20 protein-coding genes are annotated in these 22512 nt (G+C 67.8%); 10 read left to right on the top strand and 10 right to left on the bottom strand.

The annotated features are described in order from the left end of the window. Positions 1-6 precede the first annotated feature (6 nt). Together AVKW3434_RS11505 and AVKW3434_RS11500 are read left to right on the top strand one after the other, a co-directional pair. Complete coding sequence (locus AVKW3434_RS11505; RefSeq protein ID WP_284405948.1) at positions 7-906, top strand: amino acid ABC transporter substrate-binding protein; 900 nt, start codon at positions 7-9, stop codon at positions 904-906. Continuing rightward, positions 907-1305, top strand: coding sequence for a nuclear transport factor 2 family protein (locus AVKW3434_RS11500; RefSeq protein WP_284405947.1), 399 nt, complete (start codon positions 907-909; stop codon positions 1303-1305). Positions 1306-1340: 35 nt separating this feature from the next. Here the strand turns inward: AVKW3434_RS11500 and AVKW3434_RS11495 are convergent, their stop codons facing one another. Both AVKW3434_RS11495 and AVKW3434_RS11490 read right to left on the bottom strand, forming a co-directional pair. Further along, positions 1341-2279, bottom strand: a complete 939-nt coding sequence (locus AVKW3434_RS11495) for a LysR family transcriptional regulator (protein ID WP_284405946.1) — start codon at positions 2277-2279, stop codon at positions 1341-1343. Positions 2280-2365: 86 nt separating this feature from the next. After that, complete coding sequence (locus AVKW3434_RS11490) at positions 2366-3553, bottom strand: GGDEF domain-containing protein (RefSeq protein WP_272564349.1); 1188 nt, start codon at positions 3551-3553, stop codon at positions 2366-2368. A 529-nt stretch (positions 3554-4082) separates the two neighbouring features. Here AVKW3434_RS11490 and AVKW3434_RS11485 point away from each other — a divergent pair. Together AVKW3434_RS11485 and map are read left to right on the top strand one after the other, a co-directional pair. Next, positions 4083-4337: a ParD-like family protein gene (locus AVKW3434_RS11485; protein WP_272564350.1), complete on the top strand. Its 255-nt coding sequence runs from the start codon at positions 4083-4085 to the stop codon at positions 4335-4337. Beyond that, entirely contained in the window at positions 4337-5149 is an 813-nt protein-coding gene (gene map / locus AVKW3434_RS11480) for a type I methionyl aminopeptidase (protein ID WP_284405945.1), read from the top strand. Before AVKW3434_RS11485 ends, map begins: the two co-directional genes overlap by 1 nt. A gap of 18 nt (positions 5150-5167) precedes the next feature. On the opposite strand, the gene AVKW3434_RS11475 is transcribed toward map, so the two are convergent. The 5 genes from AVKW3434_RS11475 to AVKW3434_RS11455 form a co-directional block, all read right to left on the bottom strand. Continuing rightward, complete coding sequence (locus AVKW3434_RS11475; protein ID WP_284405944.1) at positions 5168-6169, bottom strand: hydrogen peroxide-inducible genes activator; 1002 nt, start codon at positions 6167-6169, stop codon at positions 5168-5170. Positions 6170-6382: 213 nt separating this feature from the next. After that, positions 6383-7825, bottom strand: a complete 1443-nt coding sequence (locus tag AVKW3434_RS11470; protein WP_284405943.1) for an efflux transporter outer membrane subunit — start codon at positions 7823-7825, stop codon at positions 6383-6385. Next, positions 7822-11025 carry an efflux RND transporter permease subunit gene (locus AVKW3434_RS11465; RefSeq protein WP_284405942.1) on the bottom strand — a complete coding sequence of 1068 codons (3204 nt, stop codon included), beginning with the start codon at positions 11023-11025 and terminating at the stop codon, positions 7822-7824. The genes AVKW3434_RS11470 and AVKW3434_RS11465 overlap by 4 nt, the downstream gene beginning before the upstream one ends. Then, positions 11022-14144 carry an efflux RND transporter permease subunit gene (locus AVKW3434_RS11460; RefSeq protein WP_284405941.1) on the bottom strand — a complete coding sequence of 1041 codons (3123 nt, stop codon included), beginning with the start codon at positions 14142-14144 and terminating at the stop codon, positions 11022-11024. Before AVKW3434_RS11460 ends, AVKW3434_RS11465 begins: the two co-directional genes overlap by 4 nt. A gap of 19 nt (positions 14145-14163) precedes the next feature. Beyond that, on the bottom strand, positions 14164-15630 hold the full coding sequence (locus AVKW3434_RS11455) for an efflux RND transporter periplasmic adaptor subunit (RefSeq protein WP_284405940.1): 1467 nt from the start codon (positions 15628-15630) through the stop codon (positions 14164-14166). A 253-nt stretch (positions 15631-15883) separates the two neighbouring features. On the opposite strand from AVKW3434_RS11455, the gene AVKW3434_RS11450 reads away from it, so the two are divergent. From AVKW3434_RS11450 to AVKW3434_RS11440, 3 genes are all read left to right on the top strand, one after another. Further along, positions 15884-16201, top strand: a complete 318-nt coding sequence (locus AVKW3434_RS11450) for a 2TM domain-containing protein (protein WP_284405939.1) — start codon at positions 15884-15886, stop codon at positions 16199-16201. A 74-nt stretch (positions 16202-16275) separates the two neighbouring features. Then, positions 16276-17346, top strand: a complete 1071-nt coding sequence (locus AVKW3434_RS11445) for a sensor histidine kinase (RefSeq protein ID WP_284405938.1) — start codon at positions 16276-16278, stop codon at positions 17344-17346. Continuing rightward, complete coding sequence (locus tag AVKW3434_RS11440; protein ID WP_284405937.1) at positions 17343-18182, top strand: LytR/AlgR family response regulator transcription factor; 840 nt, start codon at positions 17343-17345, stop codon at positions 18180-18182. The genes AVKW3434_RS11445 and AVKW3434_RS11440 overlap by 4 nt, the downstream gene beginning before the upstream one ends. A gap of 71 nt (positions 18183-18253) precedes the next feature. Here the strand turns inward: AVKW3434_RS11440 and AVKW3434_RS11435 are convergent, their stop codons facing one another. After that, a complete protein-coding gene (locus AVKW3434_RS11435; RefSeq protein WP_284405936.1) occupies positions 18254-18886 on the bottom strand; it encodes a LysE family translocator in 633 nt (210 codons plus the stop codon). A 135-nt stretch (positions 18887-19021) separates the two neighbouring features. Continuing rightward, positions 19022-19663: an ABC transporter ATP-binding protein gene (locus AVKW3434_RS11430; RefSeq protein ID WP_284405935.1), complete on the bottom strand. Its 642-nt coding sequence runs from the start codon at positions 19661-19663 to the stop codon at positions 19022-19024. 148 nt (positions 19664-19811) lie between these two features. Between AVKW3434_RS11430 and AVKW3434_RS11425 the strand changes: the two genes are divergently transcribed. From AVKW3434_RS11425 to AVKW3434_RS11415, 3 genes are all read left to right on the top strand, one after another. Then, positions 19812-20180, top strand: a complete 369-nt coding sequence (locus AVKW3434_RS11425) for a hypothetical protein (protein WP_284405934.1) — start codon at positions 19812-19814, stop codon at positions 20178-20180. 258 nt (positions 20181-20438) lie between these two features. Then, positions 20439-21020, top strand: coding sequence for a DUF8616 domain-containing protein (locus tag AVKW3434_RS11420; RefSeq protein WP_284405932.1), 582 nt, complete (start codon positions 20439-20441; stop codon positions 21018-21020). A gap of 53 nt (positions 21021-21073) precedes the next feature. After that, positions 21074-21721 (top strand): hypothetical protein, encoded by a 648-nt coding sequence (locus AVKW3434_RS11415; protein ID WP_284405931.1) that lies wholly within the window; start codon positions 21074-21076, stop codon positions 21719-21721. Positions 21722-21743: 22 nt separating this feature from the next. On the opposite strand, the gene AVKW3434_RS11410 is transcribed toward AVKW3434_RS11415, so the two are convergent. Further along, positions 21744-22505 (bottom strand): TOBE domain-containing protein, encoded by a 762-nt coding sequence (locus tag AVKW3434_RS11410; RefSeq protein ID WP_284405930.1) that lies wholly within the window; start codon positions 22503-22505, stop codon positions 21744-21746. Positions 22506-22512 lie beyond the last annotated feature (7 nt).

Genomic DNA, 22512 nt, shown 5'->3' with positions numbered 1-22512 from the left:
AACGCGATGAACCCTTTCCTCACCACCCGCGCCGGCGTGGCTGCGGTGCTCATGGCGCTTGCAGCTTCGGCCTCTGCGCAAACCGATACCTTGAAAAAGATCAGGGAGTCGGCGACGGTCACGATGGGCGTTCGCGATGCATCCGGCGCCATGTCGTTCACGACGGGGCCGGGCAAATACACCGGCTTCCATGTGGAGATCTGCGAACGCGTCATTGCCGACCTCAAGAAGGCCGTGCAACTCGACCGGCTGGAGGTGAAGTACCAGCTGGTGACACCACAGAACCGCATTGCGCTCGTTCAAAACGGCACGGTGGACCTTGAATGCGGCACCACGACCAACAACCTCGCACGCCAAAAAGACGTGGCATTCGCCCCAACGCTCTATGTCGAGGGGGTTCGCATCGCGGTCAGGTCGGGCTCCACCATCCAGTCGACGGCCCAGTTGGCGGGCAAGACGATCGCGGCCACCTCGGGCAGCACCTCGGTTCAGGTGCTGCGAAAGCTCAAGAGCGACGCCTCGGAACTCCTGGCCAAGGACAACAGCGAAGGATTCCTGCTGCTGGAGACTGGCCGCGCCGACGGTTTCGCGGCGGACGGGCAGATTCTTGCAACGCTGATCTCCAAGAGCAAAACCCCCGGGCAATACAAGCTGCTGGACCAGGTTCTGAGCACCGAACCCATCGCCATCATGTTGCCCAAGGGGGATCCGGCATTCAAGAAGGTGGTCGATCAGAGCATCGTGTCACTCGCCAGGAGCGGGGAAGTGGCGCGCCTCTTTGACAAATGGTTCATGAAACCGATCCCGCCGCAGAACGCCACTGTCGGGCTGCCAGCGACCGAAATGACCCGAGCCGCCTGGGCCGACCCCAACGACAAACCCATGGAAGAGTACGAGGCACGCTGAATGCGTGAGCACCCTATGACACAAAACAGCAAATCGGTTCCGACCCGCGACTATCACGCCGTGGTGGCGGTCGCACAGAAATACGTTGATGGCCTGCGGATCGGCAGCATCGAGGCGATTGCCCAGGCCTTCCACCAGGACGCGGTGATGTACGGCTTCACCCATGGTGAACTGCTCGGAGGCCCGGTGGCCAACCTGTTCGACTTCGTGCAGAAGAATGGAAAGGCCCCGGAGATCGCGGCCCGACTGGACGTTCTGGCCATCACGCCCACCACGGCCGTGATCCGGGTCGACATGGAAAAGGATGCCATCGGTGCCGACTACAACGACTATCTCACGCTCATCAAGATCGGGGGCGATTGGAAAGTCATCGCAAAGGTTTACCACCAGTTCGGCTGAGACTCAACGGATGCCGCGCCACCGCGGCATTCACGCTATGGCGTTTTAGGGCGACGGGAGGCCTGGATGTGTGCCTTGGTCCCGGCCGGCGCCTTCACGCGGCCGATCTGCGAAGCCTCTGCCAGGCTCCGCGAGAAGTGGGCCACGACCGGCGAACCGGTCTGGGCCCGACGCTGGAGCAACCCGATCTCCCGATAGAAGGTGTGTTCCTGCAGCGAGATCACACGCACGCCATCGGGCAACGGCAGATGGGCTTCCACCAGCGGAACCACCGCAACGCCCACCCCTTTCGATGCGAGATGAATGAGTCCGGGAATCTCATCCAGTTCGATGGCCTCATTGACCGCCAAGCCCTGGCGCCGCAGGAAACCTTCGACCATGCGGCCACCGAACGAGGCCCGGTCGTAGCGAAGAAATGGCCGCTCCTGGATCAGGGTGCGCCAATCCTTGCGGGCCGTCCCCTCCTTCGGACCGACCAGCACGAAGGGCTCGTGGACCAGCGCTTGCCACGCCATGTCGGAGGGCATGCCGAAGGGAGGGCGGATCATCACCGCCGCATCGATTTTTCCCGCATCGAGATCGTCCATCAACCGCATGGAAACACCGGGCGAGACGTGCACGCGGACCAGAGGAAACAGACGCCTCAGGCCCTCCAGCGCACGTGCCACGAGCGTCGGCTGCGCCGAGGCAATGGAGCCGATGCGCAGAACCCCTTGCGTGACGCTTTCATCGGAGGGATCGCCGAGCTTTGAAAAGAGCGCGCAGATGACCTCCGCACGCTCGACAGTCGTTTGTCCGGCCGCATTCAGCGTTGCAGAGCGGCCGGTCCTGTCGAACAGGGGAAATCCCAACGCGTCTTCGAGCCGCTTGATCTGGCTGCTGACGGCCGACTGGGTCAGTCCGATCTGCTCCCCCGCTGAAGCGAAGGTTCCGTACTTGCAGACCGCGATGAGGGTCTTGAGTTCAGGGATCATCGACGAAGCATCCCAGAAATCGATGGAAATCCAAAGAATTCGATGATTTTTTTGTGGCTCAGATAGAAGGCCGCGGCAAGGCTCTCCTAAAAGTAGCCGTGCGATGGCACCTGCACCTCTTCGTCGTTCGCCGCACTGCCGGCCCCCACGGGCTCCTGCACCACCACCTGGTTTCGCCCGCCTTGCTTGGCCATGTACATCGCGGCATCGGCGCGGGCGAAGAACTCGAGGGCGGTTTCGCCCAGCACGTACTGGGTGACACCGATCGACACCGTCACCCGGCCCCGCAGACGGGGGTTTTCCCAAGCGTGCGACTCCACCTGCACGCGGATGCGCTCGCAGGTGTTCAGCGCGGGCAGCAAGGGCGTCGCGGGAAAGATCACCAGGAATTCTTCGCCGCCGTACCGGCCGAAGTAATCGTCGGCCCGCACGGCGCCCTGCCCCAGCTTGGCAAAGGTGCGAAGCACTTCATCCCCTTCCAGGTGGCCCATTTCGTCGTTGATCCGCTTGAAGTGATCCAGATCCACCACGGCCATGCAAAGCGGAATGCCGCTTTCGTCCGCCAACTGCTTTTGCTCTTCGAGGGCGGCCAGGACGGACCGCCGGTTCAGGCATCCCGCCAGAGCGTCGCGGCGCGCGCTTTCGGTAATGGAGCGCACTTCGCTGCTTTTCTTTTGCAGCAACCGGTGCAACATGCGCACACGCCCCATCAACAGCACATAGGCGGGTAATGCCAGTGCCAGCGACACGATATGCAGCACTTCCAGGCGCAGCAAGGCGGTATTTTCGTTCTGGGCATAGTGCAGACCGCTGATCGCGCCGTAGACCGCGAGGATACCGACGCACACCGCCAGTGCCATGTTGCGCGACAGGGTGAACAGGCCATAGGCCATGACCACGAACAAAAACGGCGCCAGGGCGATCTGCGTGACGGGCTCCAGATAAAAAACCAGAAGCAATGCGCCCGCCGAGCCGATCACGATGGGCAACCGCATTTGGCGGTCGGCGAAATGCTCGTGGACACCCAAATAGAAAAGGCCCATGAAAGCGACCACCAGCAATGCGATGAGGGCCGCGACCATCAGCACCGTGGAAAAACCCACCACGCCCAAGGCAAAGTAAACCAGCACGCAAGCCAGATACAGCAAGCACAGCAGGACCGGCACCATCCGCGTGCGGGGGCGGTCCATGCGCCGCCGCAGCATCAAGGCAACCCCCAGCTCCGATTGGGGTGAATGCGTGGAGGGCTCGAGCTCGTGCAACTCTTCGCTCATTGGAAACGCATCCGTATTTTCAAAGCGCATGCGCCGGCGGGCACGTAACGTGTCCCATAAATCCCTAAAACCCATGGAAGTGTTTCCTTACGATCGAACCGATGCTCGCGCCTTGACCAGTGATAAGCAAAATTTCATTGCCAATATTACATATTGGTTCATTCAGGACAATAGTCGAAGCGCAATAGATAGGCTTTCTTGATGTCCCATTCAGGAAATCGAGAGTGTGGGCGGTTTAAAACGGACCTTGCATACAAGCCTTTACCCAATAAGGCAGTAAGACAGCAGCCCGTCGCACGGCAACGCGCCCCCGGCGCGGGCTCCGAGCCTAACCGGGTCGCGCGTTCTCATTTCAGCGAATGCGAACCGAATTGCGCGGTAAACACCCGTTGGCGCTTGGAAAGAACGGCAGCTTAAAGGCCAAAGGAGGTTGCTTGGTTTCCCCCGTCAGCGGTTCCAACCGGTGAGAAGCGGTCAAAAACCATATGAAAAATATATACTTCACATACGTTTCGTATAGAGGTGACCGATGGGAATCGTCAAAATTTCGGATCTGATGCATGAAAACCTGCGCGTCGCAGGCAACGCACTCAGCCGATCGATCAATGCGCAGGCCGAGCATTGGATGCGCGTCGGCATGCTCACCGAGCTGTATCCGGAGTTGAACCACCGGGAAATCTGCCAGCTGCTGATCCGCGCCGAGCTCGCCGGGGGACTGGACATCTCGGTGGCTGCCACGGCCTCCTCGGGCAAGCCCGCCCCCTCCTCGCCCGGGCAACACTGATGGCCCGCGACATTCGCATCAAGTCGGCCGAGCAGATCGCGATGGCCCGGCAGGCCGGGCAACTGGCCGCGGAGGTGCTCAGCATGGTGGCACCCCACGTCGTGCCCGGCGTGAGCACCGAAGCGCTTGACCGCATCTGCCATGACCACATCGTGAATGTCCAGGGCGCCATTCCAGCCAATGTGGGCTACCAGGGGTACCCCAAGACCATCCTGACCTCCGTCAACCAGGTGGTTTGCCATGGCATTCCCTCGGCCGACAAGATCCTGAAGCGGGGCGACATCATCAACATCGATGTCGCCGTCATCAAGGATGGCTGGTTCGGCGACACCAGCCGCATGTACTTCGTCGGTGCCCCCAGCACCTTGGCGCGGCGCCTGGTGGACACGACCTACGAAGCCCTGCGGGCAGGCATCCAGCAAGTCCGGCCCGGAGCGACGCTGGGCGATATCGGCCATGCCATCCAGTCAGTCGCCCACCGGGAGCATTTCAGCGTGGTGCGCGAATACTGCGGACACGGAATCGGTCAGGTCTATCACGAAGACCTGCAAGTGCTGCACTACGGCCGGCGCGGAGAGGGGCTGCGGCTCGAGCCGGGCATGGTGTTCACCATCGAGCCGATGCTCAACGCCGGCCAGCGGGAGACCCGGCAACTGTCCGACGGGTGGACCGTGGTGACGAAGGACCGATCCCTGTCCGCCCAGTGGGAGCACATGGTGGCGGTCACGCCCGAGGGGTACGAGGTGCTCACCGCCTGGCCCGACGGGACTGGCACCTACCCGCCGCTGGTGGCCGGCGAACGAGCCCCTTGATCCCAGGCCTGCAGCGGCTTACCTCAGGATGGGCGTGACGCCGGGCAACTCGCAGGCGTAGATCGCATTGCGCAGGGCGGCGATGACCTCATAGCGTGGAAAGCTCCTGCGCCAGGCCAGCACGATCCGGCGCACGGGTGGCGGCTGGCCGGTCTCCTGCTGGATGGGCAGGTAGCGGATCTGGCTGTCGTCGTTGCGGCGGCGTTTTTCGGCAGGATGCTCGTCATCCTTGCGCCGTTTGTAGCCCGAATGCATCTGGTCCTGCGGCACCGACAGCCGCGGCACGAGGGTGATGCCCATGCCGCGCGAGACCATGTGCTTGATGGTCTCCAGCGAGTAGCCTTCGAAGGTGTGGCTCACCCCTTCTGCGTCGCCCAGCGCTGGCGCGGCCTCGGGGCTCAAAGCCTCCAGATGTTCCCGCAAACTCTCGTCGGCCTCCAGCAGCAGCAGGGTCTCGCCCTGCAGCTCGGTCGTGGAGACGCTTTCACGCCCGGCCAGGATGTGCGAGGCAGGCACCGCGGCGATCAGGGGTTCGTCGTACAGGGCCGCCTTGGCCAGGCCGGTGGAGCGAAAGGGCTCGGCCATGATGGCGCAATCGATCTCCCCCGTGCCCAGCATTTCGATCAGCCGCTCCGTGAAGCTGCCCTTGAGAATGAGCTCCATCTGCGGCGTGCGGGCCTTGGAGTGGTGCACCAGCTCGGGCAGCAGATACGGACCGACGGTATAGGACACGCCGATCTTGATCGTGCCGGCCAGCGGGTCCTTGCCGCGCTGGGCGATTTTCTGAATGGCGGCCGCATGCTCGAGGATCCGCCGGGCTTCGTAGACGATCTCCTCGCCCACCGGCGTGACCGACACCTGTCCCGCCGTGCGCTCGAACAGCTTGAGTTCCAGTTCCTCTTCCAGCTTCTTGATGGCCATCGACAGCGAGGGCTGGGAGACATTGCAAAGGTGGGCTGCGCGGCTGAAACGCTTTTCCTGCGCAAGGGCGACGATGTACTTGAGTTCGGTGAGCGTCATTGTCTGGGGCGAAAAAGGAACGGCGACGGGGTGGCACGGTTTAACACCAATCCATGAAGCAAGTATTACGCCGATTTCATTACGCCGACTGAATACACCGATCCGGGTACCGCGCCATTGCCTGAGCCAGGACCAGGGGTGTGCCGGGGAGAGGGCCGTACCTTCCTGACCACCGCCGGTTTCCCACCGCTTCGCCGTGCGCTCACAGCGCGCTCACTGCGCCTCTGCCCCACCCTCCCAGGGGGCCTGCCATCCGCCACCCAGCGCCTGCACCAGCGTGGCGGCCGCCAGTTGGCGGTTCACCTGCAGCTGCAGCAGCGCGCGCCGTGCCGACAGCGCGGTGACCTGCGCCGTCACCACCTCGGTGTAGCTCACCTGGCCCTCGCGGTAGCGGTTCAGCAGTTGCTGCTCGGTGAGGTTGGCGGCCGACACGGCCTCCTGGCGCAGGGGCTCCTGCGCCTGCAGCGTGCGCAGCACGGTCAACTGGTCCTCCACGGCCTGGAAGGCGGTCAGCACCGTCTGGCGATAGGTGGCGGCGCGGGCGTCTCGGGCGGCCTCGGCCCCGTCCACCCGGGCGGCGATGGCGCCGCCGTCGAACACCGTCTGCGCCACCGACAGCCCCAGCGACCACAGCGCGCCGGAGGCGCTGAACAGATCGCCCACGCTGGTGCCGCTGCGGCCCAGCGAGGCCGTGAGGCTCAGGCTGGGGTAATAGGCCGAGCGCTGCACGCCGATCTGCGCATTGGCCGCGGCCACTGCGCGCTCGGCCGCGGCGATGTCGGGGCGGCGCTGCAGCAGGGTCGACGGAATGCCTGCGGGCACCTCGGGGGCCCGCATGTTCCAGGGCGCGGGTGGCAGCGTGAACGAGGCCGGTGCCACGCCCGTCAACACGGCGATGGCGTGTTCGTAGCGGGCGCGGTTTTGCTGCATGGTGGCGAGGTCCGCGCGCGCGTTGGCCAGTTGGGTGCGGGCCTGCAGTACGTCGGAGTTGGCCACCACGCCAGCGGCGTAGCGGTTCTGGGCGATCTGCAGACTGCGCTCGTAGCCCTGCACGGTGGCCTGCAGCAGGTCGATTTCGGCATCGGCTTCGCGCAGCTGGAAATAGGCCGACACCAGCGAGCCCACGGCAGACAGCCGGGCAGAAGCCAGATCGGCTTCGCTGGCCTGGGCATTGGCGCTGGCGTTGTCCACTGCACCGCCCAGGCGCCCCCACAGGTCGGGTGCCCAGTCCGCACCCAGTGCCGCCTGGGTGGTGGTACCGCGGCGGGTGGAGCCCTCGCCGCCCGCGCGCGAGCCGCTGCCCGACAGGCTGACCGAGGGCAACAGGCCGGCGCGCTGCTCGCGCACCAGCGCCTGCGCCTGGGCGTAGGCCGCCACGGCGGCAGCGATGTTCTGGTTGGACAGTTGCACCTGCGAGGCGAGGCGGTTCAGGTCGTCGTCCTGGAACAGCGTCCACCAGTCGCCGCGGTCGATCGCATCGGCGGGCGCGGCGGGCTGCCAAACCGCCCCCGCTTCCTTGAAGGCGGTGGGCAGGGGCAGTTCGGGGCGCTGGTACACGGGCGCCACGGAGCAGGCGGCCAAGGGCAGCAGCGCGCCCAGGCAGGCCACGCGCACGGCGCGGGGTGCCCAGGCAAGGGAAGGAAAAGCGGATTTCATGGTTGTTGCAGTGGAGACGCAGCGGCACCTGCAGGCGGGGCCGCGCGGCTCAGTTGGTGTTCGTTGGCGGAGCGGCGGCGCAGCTTGTCCAGCAGCACGTAGACCACCGGGGTGGTGAGCAAGGTCAGCAGTTGGCTGGCGATCAGGCCGCCGATGATGGCCACTCCCAGCGGCTGGCGCAACTCGGAGCCCTGCCCGAAGCCGATGGCCAGCGGCAAGGCGCCCAGCGCGGCCGCCAGCGTGGTCATTAGGATGGGACGAAAGCGCAGCATGCAGGCCTCACGCACCGCCTCCAGCGCCGACAGGCCCCGGGCGCGCTCGGCCTCCAGCGCGAAGTCGATGATGAGGATGGCGTTCTTCTTCACGATGCCGATCAGCAAGAAAACACCGATGAGCGCGATGATGGTGAACTGCATGTTGAACAGCAGCAGCGCCAGCACCGCCCCCACGCCGGCCGAGGGCAAGGTGGTCAGCACGGTGATGGGGTGGATCAGGCTTTCGTACAGCACGCCCAGCACAATGTAGATCACCACGATGGCCGCCAGGATCAGGAAGAACTGCTGCGACTGCGATTGCTGGAAACCGAGCGCCGTGCCCTGGAAACTGCCGCGCACGTTGGTGGGCATGGCGATGTCGGCCTCCGCCTGCTCGATGACCTGCCGCGCCTGGCTCAGCGAGGTGTTCCCGTCCAGGTTGAACGAGATCGTCGTGGCCAGTTCGCCGTCCTGGTGGTTGATGGAGGTGGGCGAGGCCCGCTCCACCACCTTGGCGATGGCGCTCAACGGAACCATGGTCGATGCCGTGTTGCTCAGCACCTGCCCCGTGGAGGCGCCGCGCTGGCCCGGATTGGCGGCCGTGCCGGTGGCCCCGGTCGGGTTGGACACCACGAAGATGTCGGCCAGCGCCGGCGGGCCCTTGGTGTATTCCGGCGCCCACTCCATGATGACCGAGTACTGGTTCAGCTCGCCGTAGATGGTCGCCACCGAGCGCTGGCCGAAGGCGTTGTAGAGCGCGCTGTCGATGGCCGATGCGCTCACGCCCAGGCGCGAGGCGCTGGCCCGGTCCACCTCCACATAGGTCTCCACGCCGTTGTCGGCCTGGTCGGTGTCCACGTCGGTCAGCAGTTCTTCCTGCTTCAGGCGCTCGGCCAGGCGCGTGGCCCACAGCCGCATGTCGGCCAGGTTGTCGCTCTTGAGGGTGTACTGGTAGGTCGAATTGCTGGAGCGCCCGCCCATGCGCAGGTCCTGCACCGGGCTCAGGAACACCTGCAGGCCGGTGATCTGCGCCAGCTGCGGCCGCAGGCGGCCGATCACGGCGTTGCTGCTGTCGGCGCGTTCACCCACGGGCTTCAGGTTCACGAACAGAAAGCCCCCGCCCGCCCGCCCGCCACCGGAAAAGCCCACCACCGTGTCCACCGCCGGATCGTTGCGGATGATGCCCACCGCCTGGCGCAGCTTGCGCGCCAGGGCGTCGGAGGAGATGCTCTGGTCGGCCCGCAAGCCGCCGTTGAGCTGGCCGTTGTCCTGCTGCGGAAAGTAGCCCTTGGGAATCTTGGTGAACAGGTACACGTTGAGCCCGATCACCGCCAGCAGCACCAGCATGACCAGCGCCTTGCTCGCCAGCGCCCAGTCCAGGCTGTGGGCGTAGCCGCGCAGCATGCCGTCGTAGCCCCGCTCGGCCCAGCGCGCGAAGCGGCCGGGGGGCTTGGCCTGGGCGGGGTCTTCCGAGCGCAGCAGCCACGCGCACATCATCGGCGTGGTGGTGAGCGAGATCACCAGCGAGATCGCCACCGCCACCGACAGCGTGACCGCGAATTCGCGAAAGAGGCGCCCCACCTGCCCGTCCATGAACAGCAGCGGGATGAACACCGCCACCAGCGACAGGCTGATCGACAGCACCGTGAAGCCCACCTCGCGCGCGCCCAGCAGCGCCGCGGCCATGCGGTCCATGCCGGCCTCGATGTGGCGGCTGGTGTTCTCCAGCACCACGATGGCATCGTCCACCACGAAGCCGGTGGCCACCGTGAGGGCCATCAGGCTGAGGTTGTTCAGGCTGAAGCCCAGAAAATACATGATGCCGAAAGTGCCCAGCAGCGACACCACCGTGGCCACCGCCGGAATGACCGTGGCGCGCGCCTTGCGCAGGAACAGGCCCACCACCAGCACCACCAGCGCGATGGAGACCATGAGCGTGAACTCGATCTCGCGCAGCGACGAGCGGATGGAATTGGTGCTGTCCGACGCCACCGATACCTGGATGTCCTGCGGCAGCTGCGCCTGCAGGTCGGGCAGCAGCGCACGCACGCCGTCCACCGTGTCGATGATGTTGGCGCCCGGCTGGCGCGTGATGAGCACGATGATGGCCGGGTCGCCGTTGAACAGGCCCAGCGTGCGCGTGTTCTCCACGCCATCGACCACGCGCGCCACGTCGCCCAGGCGCACTGCGGCGTTGTTGCGCCAGGCGATCACCAGCGAGGCGTAGTCGGACGCCTTGCGCGACGGCGAAGGCGTGTAGATCTGCAGGCGCTTGCCGTCGCCTTCGATGGCGCCCTTGGGGCGGTTGGCGTTGGAGGCCTGGATGGCTGCGCGCACGTCTTCGGTGCTGATGCCGTAGCGGTTGAGCGCGAACGGCAGCAGTTCCACGCGCACCGCGGGCAACGAGCCTCCGCCGATCTCGACCTCGCCCACGCCCGCCACCTGCGAGATGCGCTGGCTCACCACGTTGGAAACCGCGTCGTAAATCTCGCCCGGCGTGCGCGTCTTGGAGGTCAGCGTGAGGATGATGACGGGCGCATCCGCCGGATTGCGCTTGCGGTAGGTCGGGTTGCTGCGCAGCGTGGCCGGCAGGTCCACGCGCGATGCGTTGATGGCCGCCTGCACCTCGCGCGCGGCGCTGTCGATGTTGCGGCTCAGGTCGAACTGCAGGCTCACGCGGGCCGAGCCGGTCGAGCTGCTGGACGTCATTTCGTTCACCCCCGCGATCACGCCCAGCCGGCGCTCCAGCGGCGTGGCCACGCTGGTGGCCATGGTCTCGGGGCTGGCGCCCGCGAGGCTGGCCGACACCGAGATGGCCGGATAGTCCACCTGCGGCAGCGGGGCCACCGGCAGCACGAAGAACGCGGCGATGCCCGCCAGCGCCATGCCGATGGTCAGCAGCACGGTGGCGACCGGGCGCTCGACGAAGGGGCGCGACAGGTTCATGGCGTGGGCCCGGAGGGCGCCGCGCCGGACTGCGCGGGCGCGGCGGCCGTGCCCCGGCCCGTCCAGCGGCGGCCCAGCCGGTCGAAGGCCAGGTAGATCACCGGCGTGGTGAACAGCGTGAGCATCTGGCTCAGCACCAGGCCGCCGAAGATGGCCAGGCCCAGCGGCCGGCGCAGCTCGGCCCCCTCGCCCCAGCCCAGCATGAGCGGCAACGCGGCGAACAGCGCGGCCAGCGTGGTCATCAGGATCGGGCGAAAGCGCAGCAGCGCCGCCTGGTGGATGGCCTCTTGCGGGGCCATGCCTTGCTGGCGCTCGGCGTCGATGGCGAAGTCGATCATCATGATCGCGTTCTTCTTGACGATGCCGATCAGCAGGATGATGCCGATGATGCCGATCACCCCCAGGTCGTTGCCCGTCACCATGAGCATCAGCAAGGCCCCCACGCCGGCCGAGGGCAGCGTGGACAGGATGGTCAGCGGGTGGATGTAGCTCTCATACAGCACGCCCAGCACGATGTACACGCACACCATGGCCGCGAGGATGAGCCACAGCTGGCTGGACAGCGACTTTTCGTAGGCGCCCGCTGCCCCGAGGAACTGCATCGACAGCCCCGCCGGCACGCCGATCTCCTGCGCCGCCGCGCGGATGGCATCGACCGCGTTGCCCAGCGACACGCCCTCGGCCCGGTCGAAGCCCAGCGTGGCGGCCGGGTACTGCGCCACGCGGGTGACCTGCAGCGGCGCGAGCTGCTCGCGGATGGTGGCCACGGCGGACAGCGGCGTGGGCGTGCCGCCGCCCGTGCGCAGCTGCAGGGTGCCCAGCGCCTCGGGGCTGTCCAGATGCTCCTGCTGCGCCTCCAGGATCACGCGGTACTGGTTGGTCTCGGTGAAGATGGTGGAGACGATGCGTTGGCCGAACGCGCTGTAGAGCGTGTCGTCCACCGAACTGGCCGTGACCGACAGGCGTGAGGCCGTGTTGCGGTCGATGTCCACGTAGGCCGACAGGCCCTGCGCGCCCGCATCCGACGTGGCGTTGCGCACCTGGGGCACCGTGCGCAGGCGATCCACCAGCTTGTTCGTCCATTCGTTGACCTGCGCCGAATCCACCCCGCCGATCGACAGGCGGTACTCGGTGGGCCCGGTCTCGGCGTCGATGGTCAGGTCCTGCGTGGGCTGCAGGTACAGCGTCACGCCGGCCACGGCGCGCACCCGGTCGCGCAGGCGCTGCATGACGGCCTCCTGCCCGTCGCGGTCGGCCTTCAGGTTGATGAGCATGCGCCCGGCGTTCAGCATGGTGTTGTTGGCCGCGTCCACCCCGATGAAAGAGCTGAGCGACTGCACGTTCGGGTCGGCCAGGATGGCGCGGGCCGCGGCCTGCTGCAACTCGCTCATGCGGGCGTACGACACGTCCTGCGAAGCCTCCACGCGCGCCTGCAGCTGGCCCGTGTCCTGCGTGGGAAAGAGCCCTTTGGGAATCACCACGTACAGCAGCGCCGTGAGCGCCATGGTGAGCAGCGCCACCACCAGTGTGGCGCCCTGGCGGCGCAGCACCCACTGCAGCCAGATGTCATAGCGCGCGATCACGCGGTCGAAGCCGCGCTGCACTGCGCCGCCAAAGCCGCGCCGCTCGCCGTGCGGCGGCTCGGGCTTCAGCCAGCGCGCGGACATCATGGGCACGAGCGTGAGCGACACCACGGCCGAGATCAGGATGGTGAGCGCCAGGGTCACCGCGAACTCGCGGAACAGCCGCCCCACCACGTCGCTCATGAACAGCAGCGGAATCAGCACCGCGATCAGCGACACCGTGAGCGAGATGATGGTGAAGCCGATCTGCGTGGCGCCCTTGAGCGCGGCCTGGAACGGCGGCTCGCCCTCCTCGATGTAGCGGGCGATGTTCTCGATCATCACGATGGCGTCGTCCACCACGAACCCGGTGGCGATGGTGAGCGCCATCAGGCTCAGGTTGTTCAGGCTGTAGCCCAGCAGGTACATCACGCCGCAGGTGCCGATGAGCGAGATCGGCACCGCCAGGCTGGCGATCACCGTGGCGCGCAGGCTGTGCAGGAAAAAGAAGATCACCAGCACCACCATCAGCACGGCCAGCACCAGTTCCATCTCCACGTGGTGCACCGATGCGCGGATGCCGGTGGTGCGGTCCGACAGCACCTCCACCTTCAGCGAGGCGGGCAGCCCGGCCTGCAGCTCGGGCAGCTGCTTCTTGATGTTGTCCACCGTGGCGATCACGTTGGCGCCCGGCTGGCGCTGCACGTTCAGGATGATGGCCGGGGTCTCGTTGGCCCAGGCGCCCAGGCGGTTGTTCTCGGCGCTGTCCACCACGCGGGCCACGTCGGTCATGCGCACGGGCGCGCCGTTCTTCCAGGTGACGATGAGGTTCTTGTAGTCGGCCACCGTCACCAGCTGGTCGTTGGCGTTGATGCTGTAGGAGCGCTGCGGCCCGTCGAAGCTGCCCTTGGCACTGTTGGCGTTGGCCGAGGTGATGGCCGTGCGCAAGGTGTCGAGCCCGATGCCGTACGAGGCCAGCGCCTTGGTGTCGGCCTGGATGCGCACGGCCGGCCGCTGCCCGCCGGCCAGGCTGACCAAGCCCACGCCGGGCACCTGGCTCATCTTCTGCGCCAGGCGCGTGTTCACGAGGTTCTGCACCTCGGTGAGCGGCAGCGTGTCGGAGCTGACGGCCAGCGTGAGCACCGGCGCATCGGCCGGGTTCACCTTGGCGTATACCGGCGGCGCGGGCAGGTCGGTGGGCAGCAGCGACGATCCGGCGTTGATGGCGGCCTGCACCTCCTGCTCGGCCACGTCGAGCGCCAGCCCCAGGCCGAACTGCAGCGTGACGATGGACACGCCCGAGGCGCTGGTGGACGACATGCGCGCCAGCCCCGGCATCTGCCCGAACTGGCGCTCCAGCGGCGCACTCACGGTGCGGCTCATGACCTCGGGGCTGGCCCCGGGGTAGAGGGTCTGCACCTGGATGGTGGGGTAGTCCACCTCCGGCAGCGCCGACAGGGGCAGCAGCTTGAAGCCGACCAGACCGGCCAGCACGATGGCCACCATCAGCAGCGCAGTGGCGACGGGTCTTTCGATGAACGGACGCGACGGACTCATGGGTGGGGCCGGGCGGTCATCAAGGGGTCTGCGGGGCGGAGGCCCCGGGCTGGGCGCCCTCCTGCGGCGGGCGCTGGCGGCGCTCGCCTTCCGGTCCACGGCCCTCGCCACGGGGGCCGAAGCCCCGGGCCTCGCCCTCCCCGCGCGGACCCGAGGCCCGTGCGCGGCGCGGCTGGGCGCCCGCGGCGCCGCTGGCCGCGGAGGCAGGGCCGCGCGCGCCCTGCAGCTGCACGGTGGCACCGTCCTTCAAACGGTCGCCGCCTTCGGTCACCACGCGCTCGCCGGCCTTCAGGCCCTCGGTGACGGCCATCAGCCCCACCGTCGCCTGGCCACGCTTGACCTTGCGCAGCGACACCGTGCGGTCTTCGTTGATGACATAGACGAAGTCGCCATTGGCGCCCGTGCGCACCGCCGTCACCGGCACCACCACGGCCGGCACCTCGCGCAGCAGGAGCTGCACGTTCACGAACTGGTTGGGAAACAACGCACCGTTGGCGTTCTCGAACCGGGCCTTGGCCTTGACCGTGCCCGTGGTGGTGTCCACCAGATTGTCCAGCGTGGAGAACTGCCCCTTGCCCACCTCGGTGGTGCGGGTGCGGTCGAACGCCGTCACAGCCAGCGGCTGCGCGCCCTGCTGCGAGGCCTGCACGTCGGTCACGCGGTCCTGGGGCACCGAGAACTGCACGTCGATCGGCGTCATCTGCGTGATGGTGGCGATGCCCGTGGCCTCGCCGGCACTCACGTAGTTGCCGGCGTCCACCGTGCGCAGGCCGATGCGGCCGGTGGCGGGCGAGGTGACGCGAGTGTAGTCGAGGTTCAGGCGCGCGGTCTTCTCCTGGGCGAGGTCGGTCATCACCGTGCCCTGCAGCTGCTTGACCAGCGCGGCCTGCGTGTCCACATCCTGGCGCGCGATCGAGTCCTGCGACAGCAGCGTGCGGTAGCGCTCCAGGGTGATGCGGGCATTGTCGAGCTGCGCCTCATCGCGCTGGCGCGTGCCCTGCGCCTGCATCAGGGCCTGCTCGTAGGGACGCGGGTCGATCTGCGCCAGCACCTGGCCCTTCTTGACCATCTGCCCTTCGGTGAACAGCACCTGGGTGAGCACGCCCGACACCTGCGGGCGCAGGGTGACCGTGGTGACCGGCGTGACCGTCCCTAGCGCGTCGATGACCACCGGCAGCGACGCCTGCCGTGCCGTGGCCTCGCCCACCGTGACCATGGCCCGCCCACCGCCGCCGAAACCGGGCCCGCCCGGTCCTCCGGGGCCGCCAGGGCCCGCCGGTGCGCCTGGCCCCCCGGGACCGCCCGCGCCCCGCATCGCTCCCGCCGGGGCGGTGCTGCGCTGCACCAGATACCAGGCGCCGCCGCCCAGCAGGGCCACCACGGCCAGCATCAGCAGCGTGCCGAGCCAGCGCGACCGCCGCGAGGGCGACCGGTGGGCGGAAGGCGGCGGGTTGGGAACGGGCGCGTCGTGTGGTTGTGGATTCATGGAAATGGCTGGCGTGGCGTGTCGCGGAAAAGGTCCGTCCCGGGCTGCGGGCGGGGCAGCACGGGGGGCACGCCGAATCGTAGGGGCTCTGCGTACCGATTGTCTGGCTGCTGTGCGAAGAAAGGTAAATCTGTCGCCCGGCGCAGCGGTTCGCGCCGCGCGGCGGGCGGTTCGTCGCATGGCGCTGGCCGGACCGGGCGGCCGGGCGCACAGTGCGGCCATCCCTTCCCACCCCGATCCCCAAGGAGCCTCCATGCCCGCTTTCCACACCCCCGACGATCTCGCCCCCCTGGACGGCTTGGACGACCTGGACCGCCTGGCCCGCAAGCGGGCCGGCGCCAAGATGGGCTGGCTGCTGCACGCCTGCGTATACCTGTGCGTCAACCTGGCGCTGGCCGCCCTCGCCGCCTACCAGGGGCGCCACTGGGCAGTGTTTCCCGCACTGGGCTGGGGCCTGGGCCTGGCGATCCATGGCGCGGCCGTGTGGCTGGCGCTGCCGGGCGGGCGGCTGCACGCTCGCCTGCTGGAGCGCGAGCGCGCCGCCCTGCGCCAGGCCCTGCAGCGGCGCTAACCGGGCGCACGGCCGCCGCCAGGAGTGCCCCCACAATCGGCCCACCAGAAGCTTTTCCTTTCTCCAGCGCCGCCATGCAGCACTTCAGCCTTCGCCAATCCATTCGCCACGGGCTGGTGATCGCCGCGTTCTGCGCCGCCATCGCCGGCATCCAGCTCGCCTACGGCCGGGGACCGTGGGACGTGCAGCTCGTGTACTCCCTGGCCATCGGCCTGCCGAGCTGGCTGCTGATCGACATCGGCCGCCTGTGGCTCTCGCGCCATAGCCCCATCCCGTGGCCCCTGGGCTGGCGCGGCTGGGCGCTGGTCGCGGTGGGCGGCTCCATCGGCTTTCAGTTCGGCTCGGCCCTGGGCGATGCCTACCGCGAGAGCATGCATCCCGGCCTGACCCTGGCGTCGGCAGGCGGCCCCAGTTCGGCCATGGTGACGACGGTGCTGGCGTGCCTGGCGCTGTCGTTCTTCTTCTACGCCCAGGGAAAATCGCGCTTTCTGGAAGGCAAGATCGCCGAGGTCGAACGCGACGCCGCCGAGGCGCGCCTCAAACTGCTGGAGGCGCAGCTGGAGCCGCACATGATGTTCAACACCCTGTCCAACCTGCGCGTGCTGATCGCCGCCGACCCGCCCCGCGCCCAGGCCATGCTGGACCACCTGATCGACTACCTGCGCGCCACACTCGGCGCCTCGCGCGCCACGCTGCACCCGCTGGCCGACGAATTCGCCCGGCTGCGCGACTACCTGGAACTGATGTCGGTGCGCATGGGCCCGCGCCTGGCCTACACGCTCGACCTGCCCGAGGCGCTCGCCCGCGTGCCCGTGCCGCCGCTGCTGCTGCAGCCGCTGGTGGAAAACGCCATCCGCCACGGCCTGGAGCCGAAGGTGGAAGGCGGCAGCATCCACATCGCCGCCCGGCCATTGCCCGACGGCCTGCTGGAACTGCGGGTGCAGGATTCGGGCGCCGGGCTGGCCTCGGGCAGCACCGCACCGCCCGGGCCACCCGGACCAGTGCGCCAGAGCTTCGGGCTGCAGCAGGTGCGCGAGCGGCTGCACACGCTGTACGGCGAGCAAGGTACTATTAATTTGATAGCACAACGCCCTAGTGGAACATGTGCCAGGGCCGTATTTCCCTTGAATCCCCCGCTGCCATGAACCTGCCGCTCTCCCGCGCCCCCCGCGCCCTGATCGCCGAAGACGAACCGCTGCTGGCCGCCGCCCTGCGCCAGGAGCTGGCCCAGGCCTGGCCGGACCTTCAGATCGCCGCCACCGTGGGCGACGGGCTCGCGGCCGTGCAGCAGGCGCTGGACCTGCGGCCCGACGTGCTCCTGTTCGACATCCGCATGCCGGGCCAGAGCGGCCTGGAGGCAGCCGCCGAGCTGGCCGATGCCTGGCCTGCCGACACGCCCTTTCCCGCGCTGGTGTTCGTGACCGCCTACGACCAGTACGCCGTGCAGGCCTTCGAGGCCCAGGCCGTGGACTACCTGCTCAAGCCCGTGCAGCCCGAGCGGCTGCGCAAAGCCGTCCAGAAGCTGCAGTCCACCCTCGCACGGCAGGCCGCACCTGCCGCGCTGGACTTCGAGGCCACGCTGGCCCGCCTGCGCGCACTGGTGGCGCTGCCCGGGGCCGCCGCGCCGGGCGTGGCCGGGGCGGCGGCGCACCCCGCCCCGCTCACCGTCATCCAGGCCAGCAGCGGCGCGCAAATCCACCTGGTGCCGGTGACGGACGTGGTGGTTTTCGAGGCGGCCGACAAGTACGTGCGTGTGCTGACCGCCACGCAGGAGTACCTGATCCGCACGCCCCTCAAGGAACTGGCCGCCCAGCTCGACGCGAGCACCTTCTGGCAGGTGCACCGTGGCACCCTGGTGCGCGCCAGCGGCATCGCCAGTGCCGTGCGCGACGAATCGGGCCGGTTGCACCTGCGCCTGCGCGAGCGGCCCGAAACCCTGGCGGTGAGCCGGCTCTACGCCCACCGCTTCAAGGCGATGTAGCGCCCGAACGCCACGGAAGCCGAGGCGAAGCGACCCGGCAGCAAGCGCAGCCGGCCCGCCGAATCAAAAAGTCAGCGGTTGGCCGCGAGCAGCAGCCCGCCAGCGCCCATGAAGAATCCGCCCGTCGCCTTGTTCAGCCGCACCACGCCGCGCTGCGAGCGGATCACCCGGCGGATCTGCCGCCCGCCCGTGGCGTACACGGCGGTGGAGACGAACTCGGCCATCAGGTACACCGAGCCCAGCACCAGGAACTGGTGCGCCGCGGGCTGGGCGGGGTCGATGAACTGGGGAAACACCGCGGCGAACAGGATGATCGCCTTGGGATTGGTGATGCCCAGCAGGAACTCCTGCAGGATCAGCGAGCGGATCGGCACCGCAGCCGCCGAGGGCGCGGCCTCGCTGCCCTCCACCAGTTCCAGCCCGCCGAACTCCCGGCTGCGCCACGCCTTCCAGCCCAGCCAGAACAGGTAACACGCCCCCACCCATTTCACGACCGTGAAGGCCGCCTCGGAGGCCAGCAGCATCGCGCCCAGACCCACGGCGGACACCGTCAAAAAGATGGCGAACGCCGCCGCACGACCGATGGTGGCCACCAGCGCCGTGCCCACACCGGCCCGGATGCCGTTGTTCAGGCCGCAGAAATTGTTGGGGCCGGGCGTGAGCGCGATCGCCACAGCCACGGGTGCGAAAAGAAGGGCGTCCATACCAGGCTCCTGAATGGCAACGGAAGGGAAAGAAACAAGCAGGAAAAGTGCGCAGAAGGATCGCAGTGTAGGCCGGGAAGGCCCCGGCTGCGAGCCCGCGCGGCGGCGGGCGGTGCACGGCGTTGCCGGGCCCCCTCAGGGCAAATCGATGACCGCGTTCCACGGCACGCCCGCGAGCGCATCGTAGTGCGCCACCAGCACGGTGCCCGGCCCGCCCTGCGCCGCCCGCTGCGCCAGCACCTGCTGCAGGTACTGCACCGACGGGCGGTCCAGGCCGGCCACCGGCTCGTCCACCAGCACCAGCGGCGCCCCGCACGCGAAAGCGGCCGCCAAAAGCGCCTTGCGCCGCGTGCCGGTGGACAGCTGCTCCATCGCCTTGGGCAGGTGGCTCTCCAGCCCGAACCCCGCCACATGCGCCTGCAGCGCCGAGGCGTCCCACGCCGGATGGCGGCTGGCCAGCGCACCGAACCATGCCGCCGGGCTGGTGCCATCGAGCGCCGTCGCGCGCGGGTCGGCCCAGAACACCGCGCCCACCTCCTTCTCGGCCCGGTCGCTGCACACTCGCCCGCTCCGCCAGACGGTGCCGCCCTGGGGTTGCAGCTCCCCGGCCAGCAGGCGCAGCAGCGTGGTCTTGCCCGAGCCCTCGTCGCCCCGCACCAGCGTCGCGCCCGGCGCGGCATGGGCGGTGAAGCCGTCGAATACGGCCGGGCCCTGCGCGTGGGCAAAGCGCAGGCCGTCGCACAGCAAGGTGGCAGAGGGTGTCGTCGAGTCGGGCATGGCGGGGTTCACAGGAGCGAAGGGTGATCGAGGGAGCCGCCCACGTGCGTGGGCGCTGCACATTCTGTGGCAAAGCGCGGCTGAACCTGCCCGAAAATGCCCCCTGCCGCGCCGCGCCCGGCGCTTCCTTCCAAGAACCTGAAACCCCATGACCCTGCGCTACCTGGAATTCGACTACAGCGAGGACGACGAAGGCACCGGCACCTGGGATGCCATGGCCAGCGTGACCGAAGAGCACTTGCAGGCCCTGCACGCGGAGATCGCACAGGTGCTGGGCTGGGCCCACGCCACTTTCCCGAACCAGAACGGCGCCATCGAGGACGGCGCCGCCTGGGACTACGACCTGCAGGCCGTGCGGGAGGTCTCCACCGTGCAGTCCCTGGTTTTCGACGAGGCCACCTTGCGCCTCGTGTCCACCGCCGGCACGCCCGCGGCACCGCGGCATACGGTGACGCTCTCGATCAGCGGGAACGCGGCGTTCTGCGAGGAATTCCGACCGCGCTTCGGAGGCGAGTGAGCACCCGATGAAGCCGTGGGCGCGGGCCAGCGATCCCCGGCCGCCATCCCCATTGCGCATGCCGCTATCATCCCGCGGCCTGCGAAGACGGGCAGAAAAAAAGGGAGGTGAATCGTGAGCGTGGCATTCAAAGACCCGTGCGGTTCGCCATGTCACGGCATCACGAATCGAATTTCAATGACATGGAAACAATGGCTGCGGAGCGAGCCCGCAGAACCCGTGGTCAACGGGCGAATGCAATATGGACCAGGAAAGGGAATGATCAAACAGGTCTTCGAAGGCCTCGATGCTTCGCAAAAGAGGGTCCGAAAAATCGCGACCATCGACCCGATCAGGAAGAAGATCATCCTGATCCAGCCCGGGGATAAGGTGCTCTATCAATCCGGACTCAGGGAAAAGGGTGTTGCGGGTTATGTGTATGTATTTGCCCATGCCACAGCAAAAAGCATTCAGGGAATGATCCATGGCATGGAAGTGGCCGACACGATCCGGCGCAGCGGCCTCTGGCACGGAGAGCCGGTTTTGATCGACGCATGCAATGCGGGAGCCACGTCCGATGGCATCGCAAGTGAATTGGCCCAAGTGTTGCGAACGCAAGTCACGGCGCCCACGACAACCACCTGGAATTACCCGCTGGGCGGTTCTGCGGTGGGGCAAGGGGCCTTCGAGAAGCTCCCGGGCGTATTGGCGATGCTCCCCATGCCCGACCTGTTGCGTCCAGGCGTATGGCGAACCTGGGGGCCCGATGGACAACCCATTGCAACGGCCCCGACCTCTCCGCGCGATACCGGCGATCTGCTGAAAGGGGCATTGATGCAGGAAATGAGGAAGCGCCGATGATTCGCCGGTGGAAAAAATGGGGGGCAGGCACCCGAATCGCTCTGGTCCTTTCCTTGCTGGTCGGCGCCTGGACCGCGTGGTGGTGGATCGATAGCGCCGTCACCTGCGACCAGCAGGATGAATACTCGTATCACGGCTTTTGCCTGATGGAGTTGCAACGCCGCGCCGAAAGCGGCGACAACCCGGCGCAGTGGGCTTACGGCAATTACCTGGCAGGCATTCCGCCCTTCGACCAAGCCTACGAGTGGCATCTGAAAGCCATGCACGGCGCGCGCATCGGCCTGGAGTTGCGTCGCAGCATGGACGCCTACTGCGACAAGGTTTCCGGCTTCGACGCGCGCGCGGTGGAGTCCGTCATGCAGCGCGTGGTCCGCACCAGTCCCGATGCCCATTTGCGGCTGTTCCAGTTGTATCTTTCCCCGCCCCCCTGCAGCGCGTTCAGCCTGGATCAAGCCAGCGCACAGATCCCCTTGCTCACCCAATGCGCCCACCTCACCCTGGCCGAATACTTCCGGGCCGTGGAGCGGGAGCGCTACACCCTTTCGGCGGCAACGCGGGCGGCCATCCGGGGCAACCTGGATCGCTGCGAAAACGAACTCGCCCACCCCCCGCCGGAAGCCCCCACGGTGCGTGAGTTCATGCCATTGCAGCCGAATGACATCGAGGCGCTTCGGCGCAGCCTGGACAAGACTGCTCCGTGACCCGGGCCTAGTCGAAATTCGGTCACCCCGTGACGGCCAGCACCACGGCCGACTCGTCCACCGCCATCGCCACGCGTGCACGGGCCCGCAGGCCGCTCGACGGGGGCGCGAACCCCACCATGTGCACCCCGGCATCGAGCGTGGCCGAGACCTCGTCGCCTGCCGGCCCGCGCGACACGCGCGATGCCCTGGCCGGCCAGGCGTTGTCGGCAGCCGATGCCGGCAAACCGGCCTGAACGCGCACGGCCGCGGCCTTGCACAGCGCGAGCACGGGCAGGCCCGGACGCAGCGCCAGCAGCTCGGCGCTTTCTCGCGTGATGCGCGCGCGCAGCGCCAGGCCGGGCGCCGCCTCGCCCTGCAGGTGCACACGCACCAAGGGTCCCAGGAGCTCCAGCGCCCGCACGGTGCAGGGCCACTGGTTGCGCAGGCTGGTGCGCAACGCCAGCCGGGCCAGTGCCGGCGCGCCACCCGGGCCGGGCGCCAGCCGCGCGAGCACTTCGCGGCGAGCCTCCTCCAGCGCATCGGCCGCATTCAGCAATTCGAGCCCCGCCGGGGTCAAGTGCGCGCCACCACCACCGGTGCCGCCCACGGCGCGCGCCACCAGGGGCACCCCCGCCAGGTTGGTGAGCGCATCCACTGCCTGCCAGGCCGCCTTGTAGCTCACACCCACGGCCCGCGCGGCCTGCGAGATCGATCCGCCCACGCCGATCTGGCGCAGGATGTCGATGCGCCGGTCCGCCATGCCCTGGCCCAGCGCATCGGAGAGGGAAAGCCGCTTTGTCATGGGCGCA

This window comes from Acidovorax sp. SUPP3434 (assembly GCF_030159015.1).
Classification (GTDB): domain Bacteria; phylum Pseudomonadota; class Gammaproteobacteria; order Burkholderiales; family Burkholderiaceae_C; genus Paracidovorax.
The sequence above is the reverse complement of the archived record's forward strand: the minus strand, read 5'-3'. Positions and strand labels throughout refer to the sequence as shown.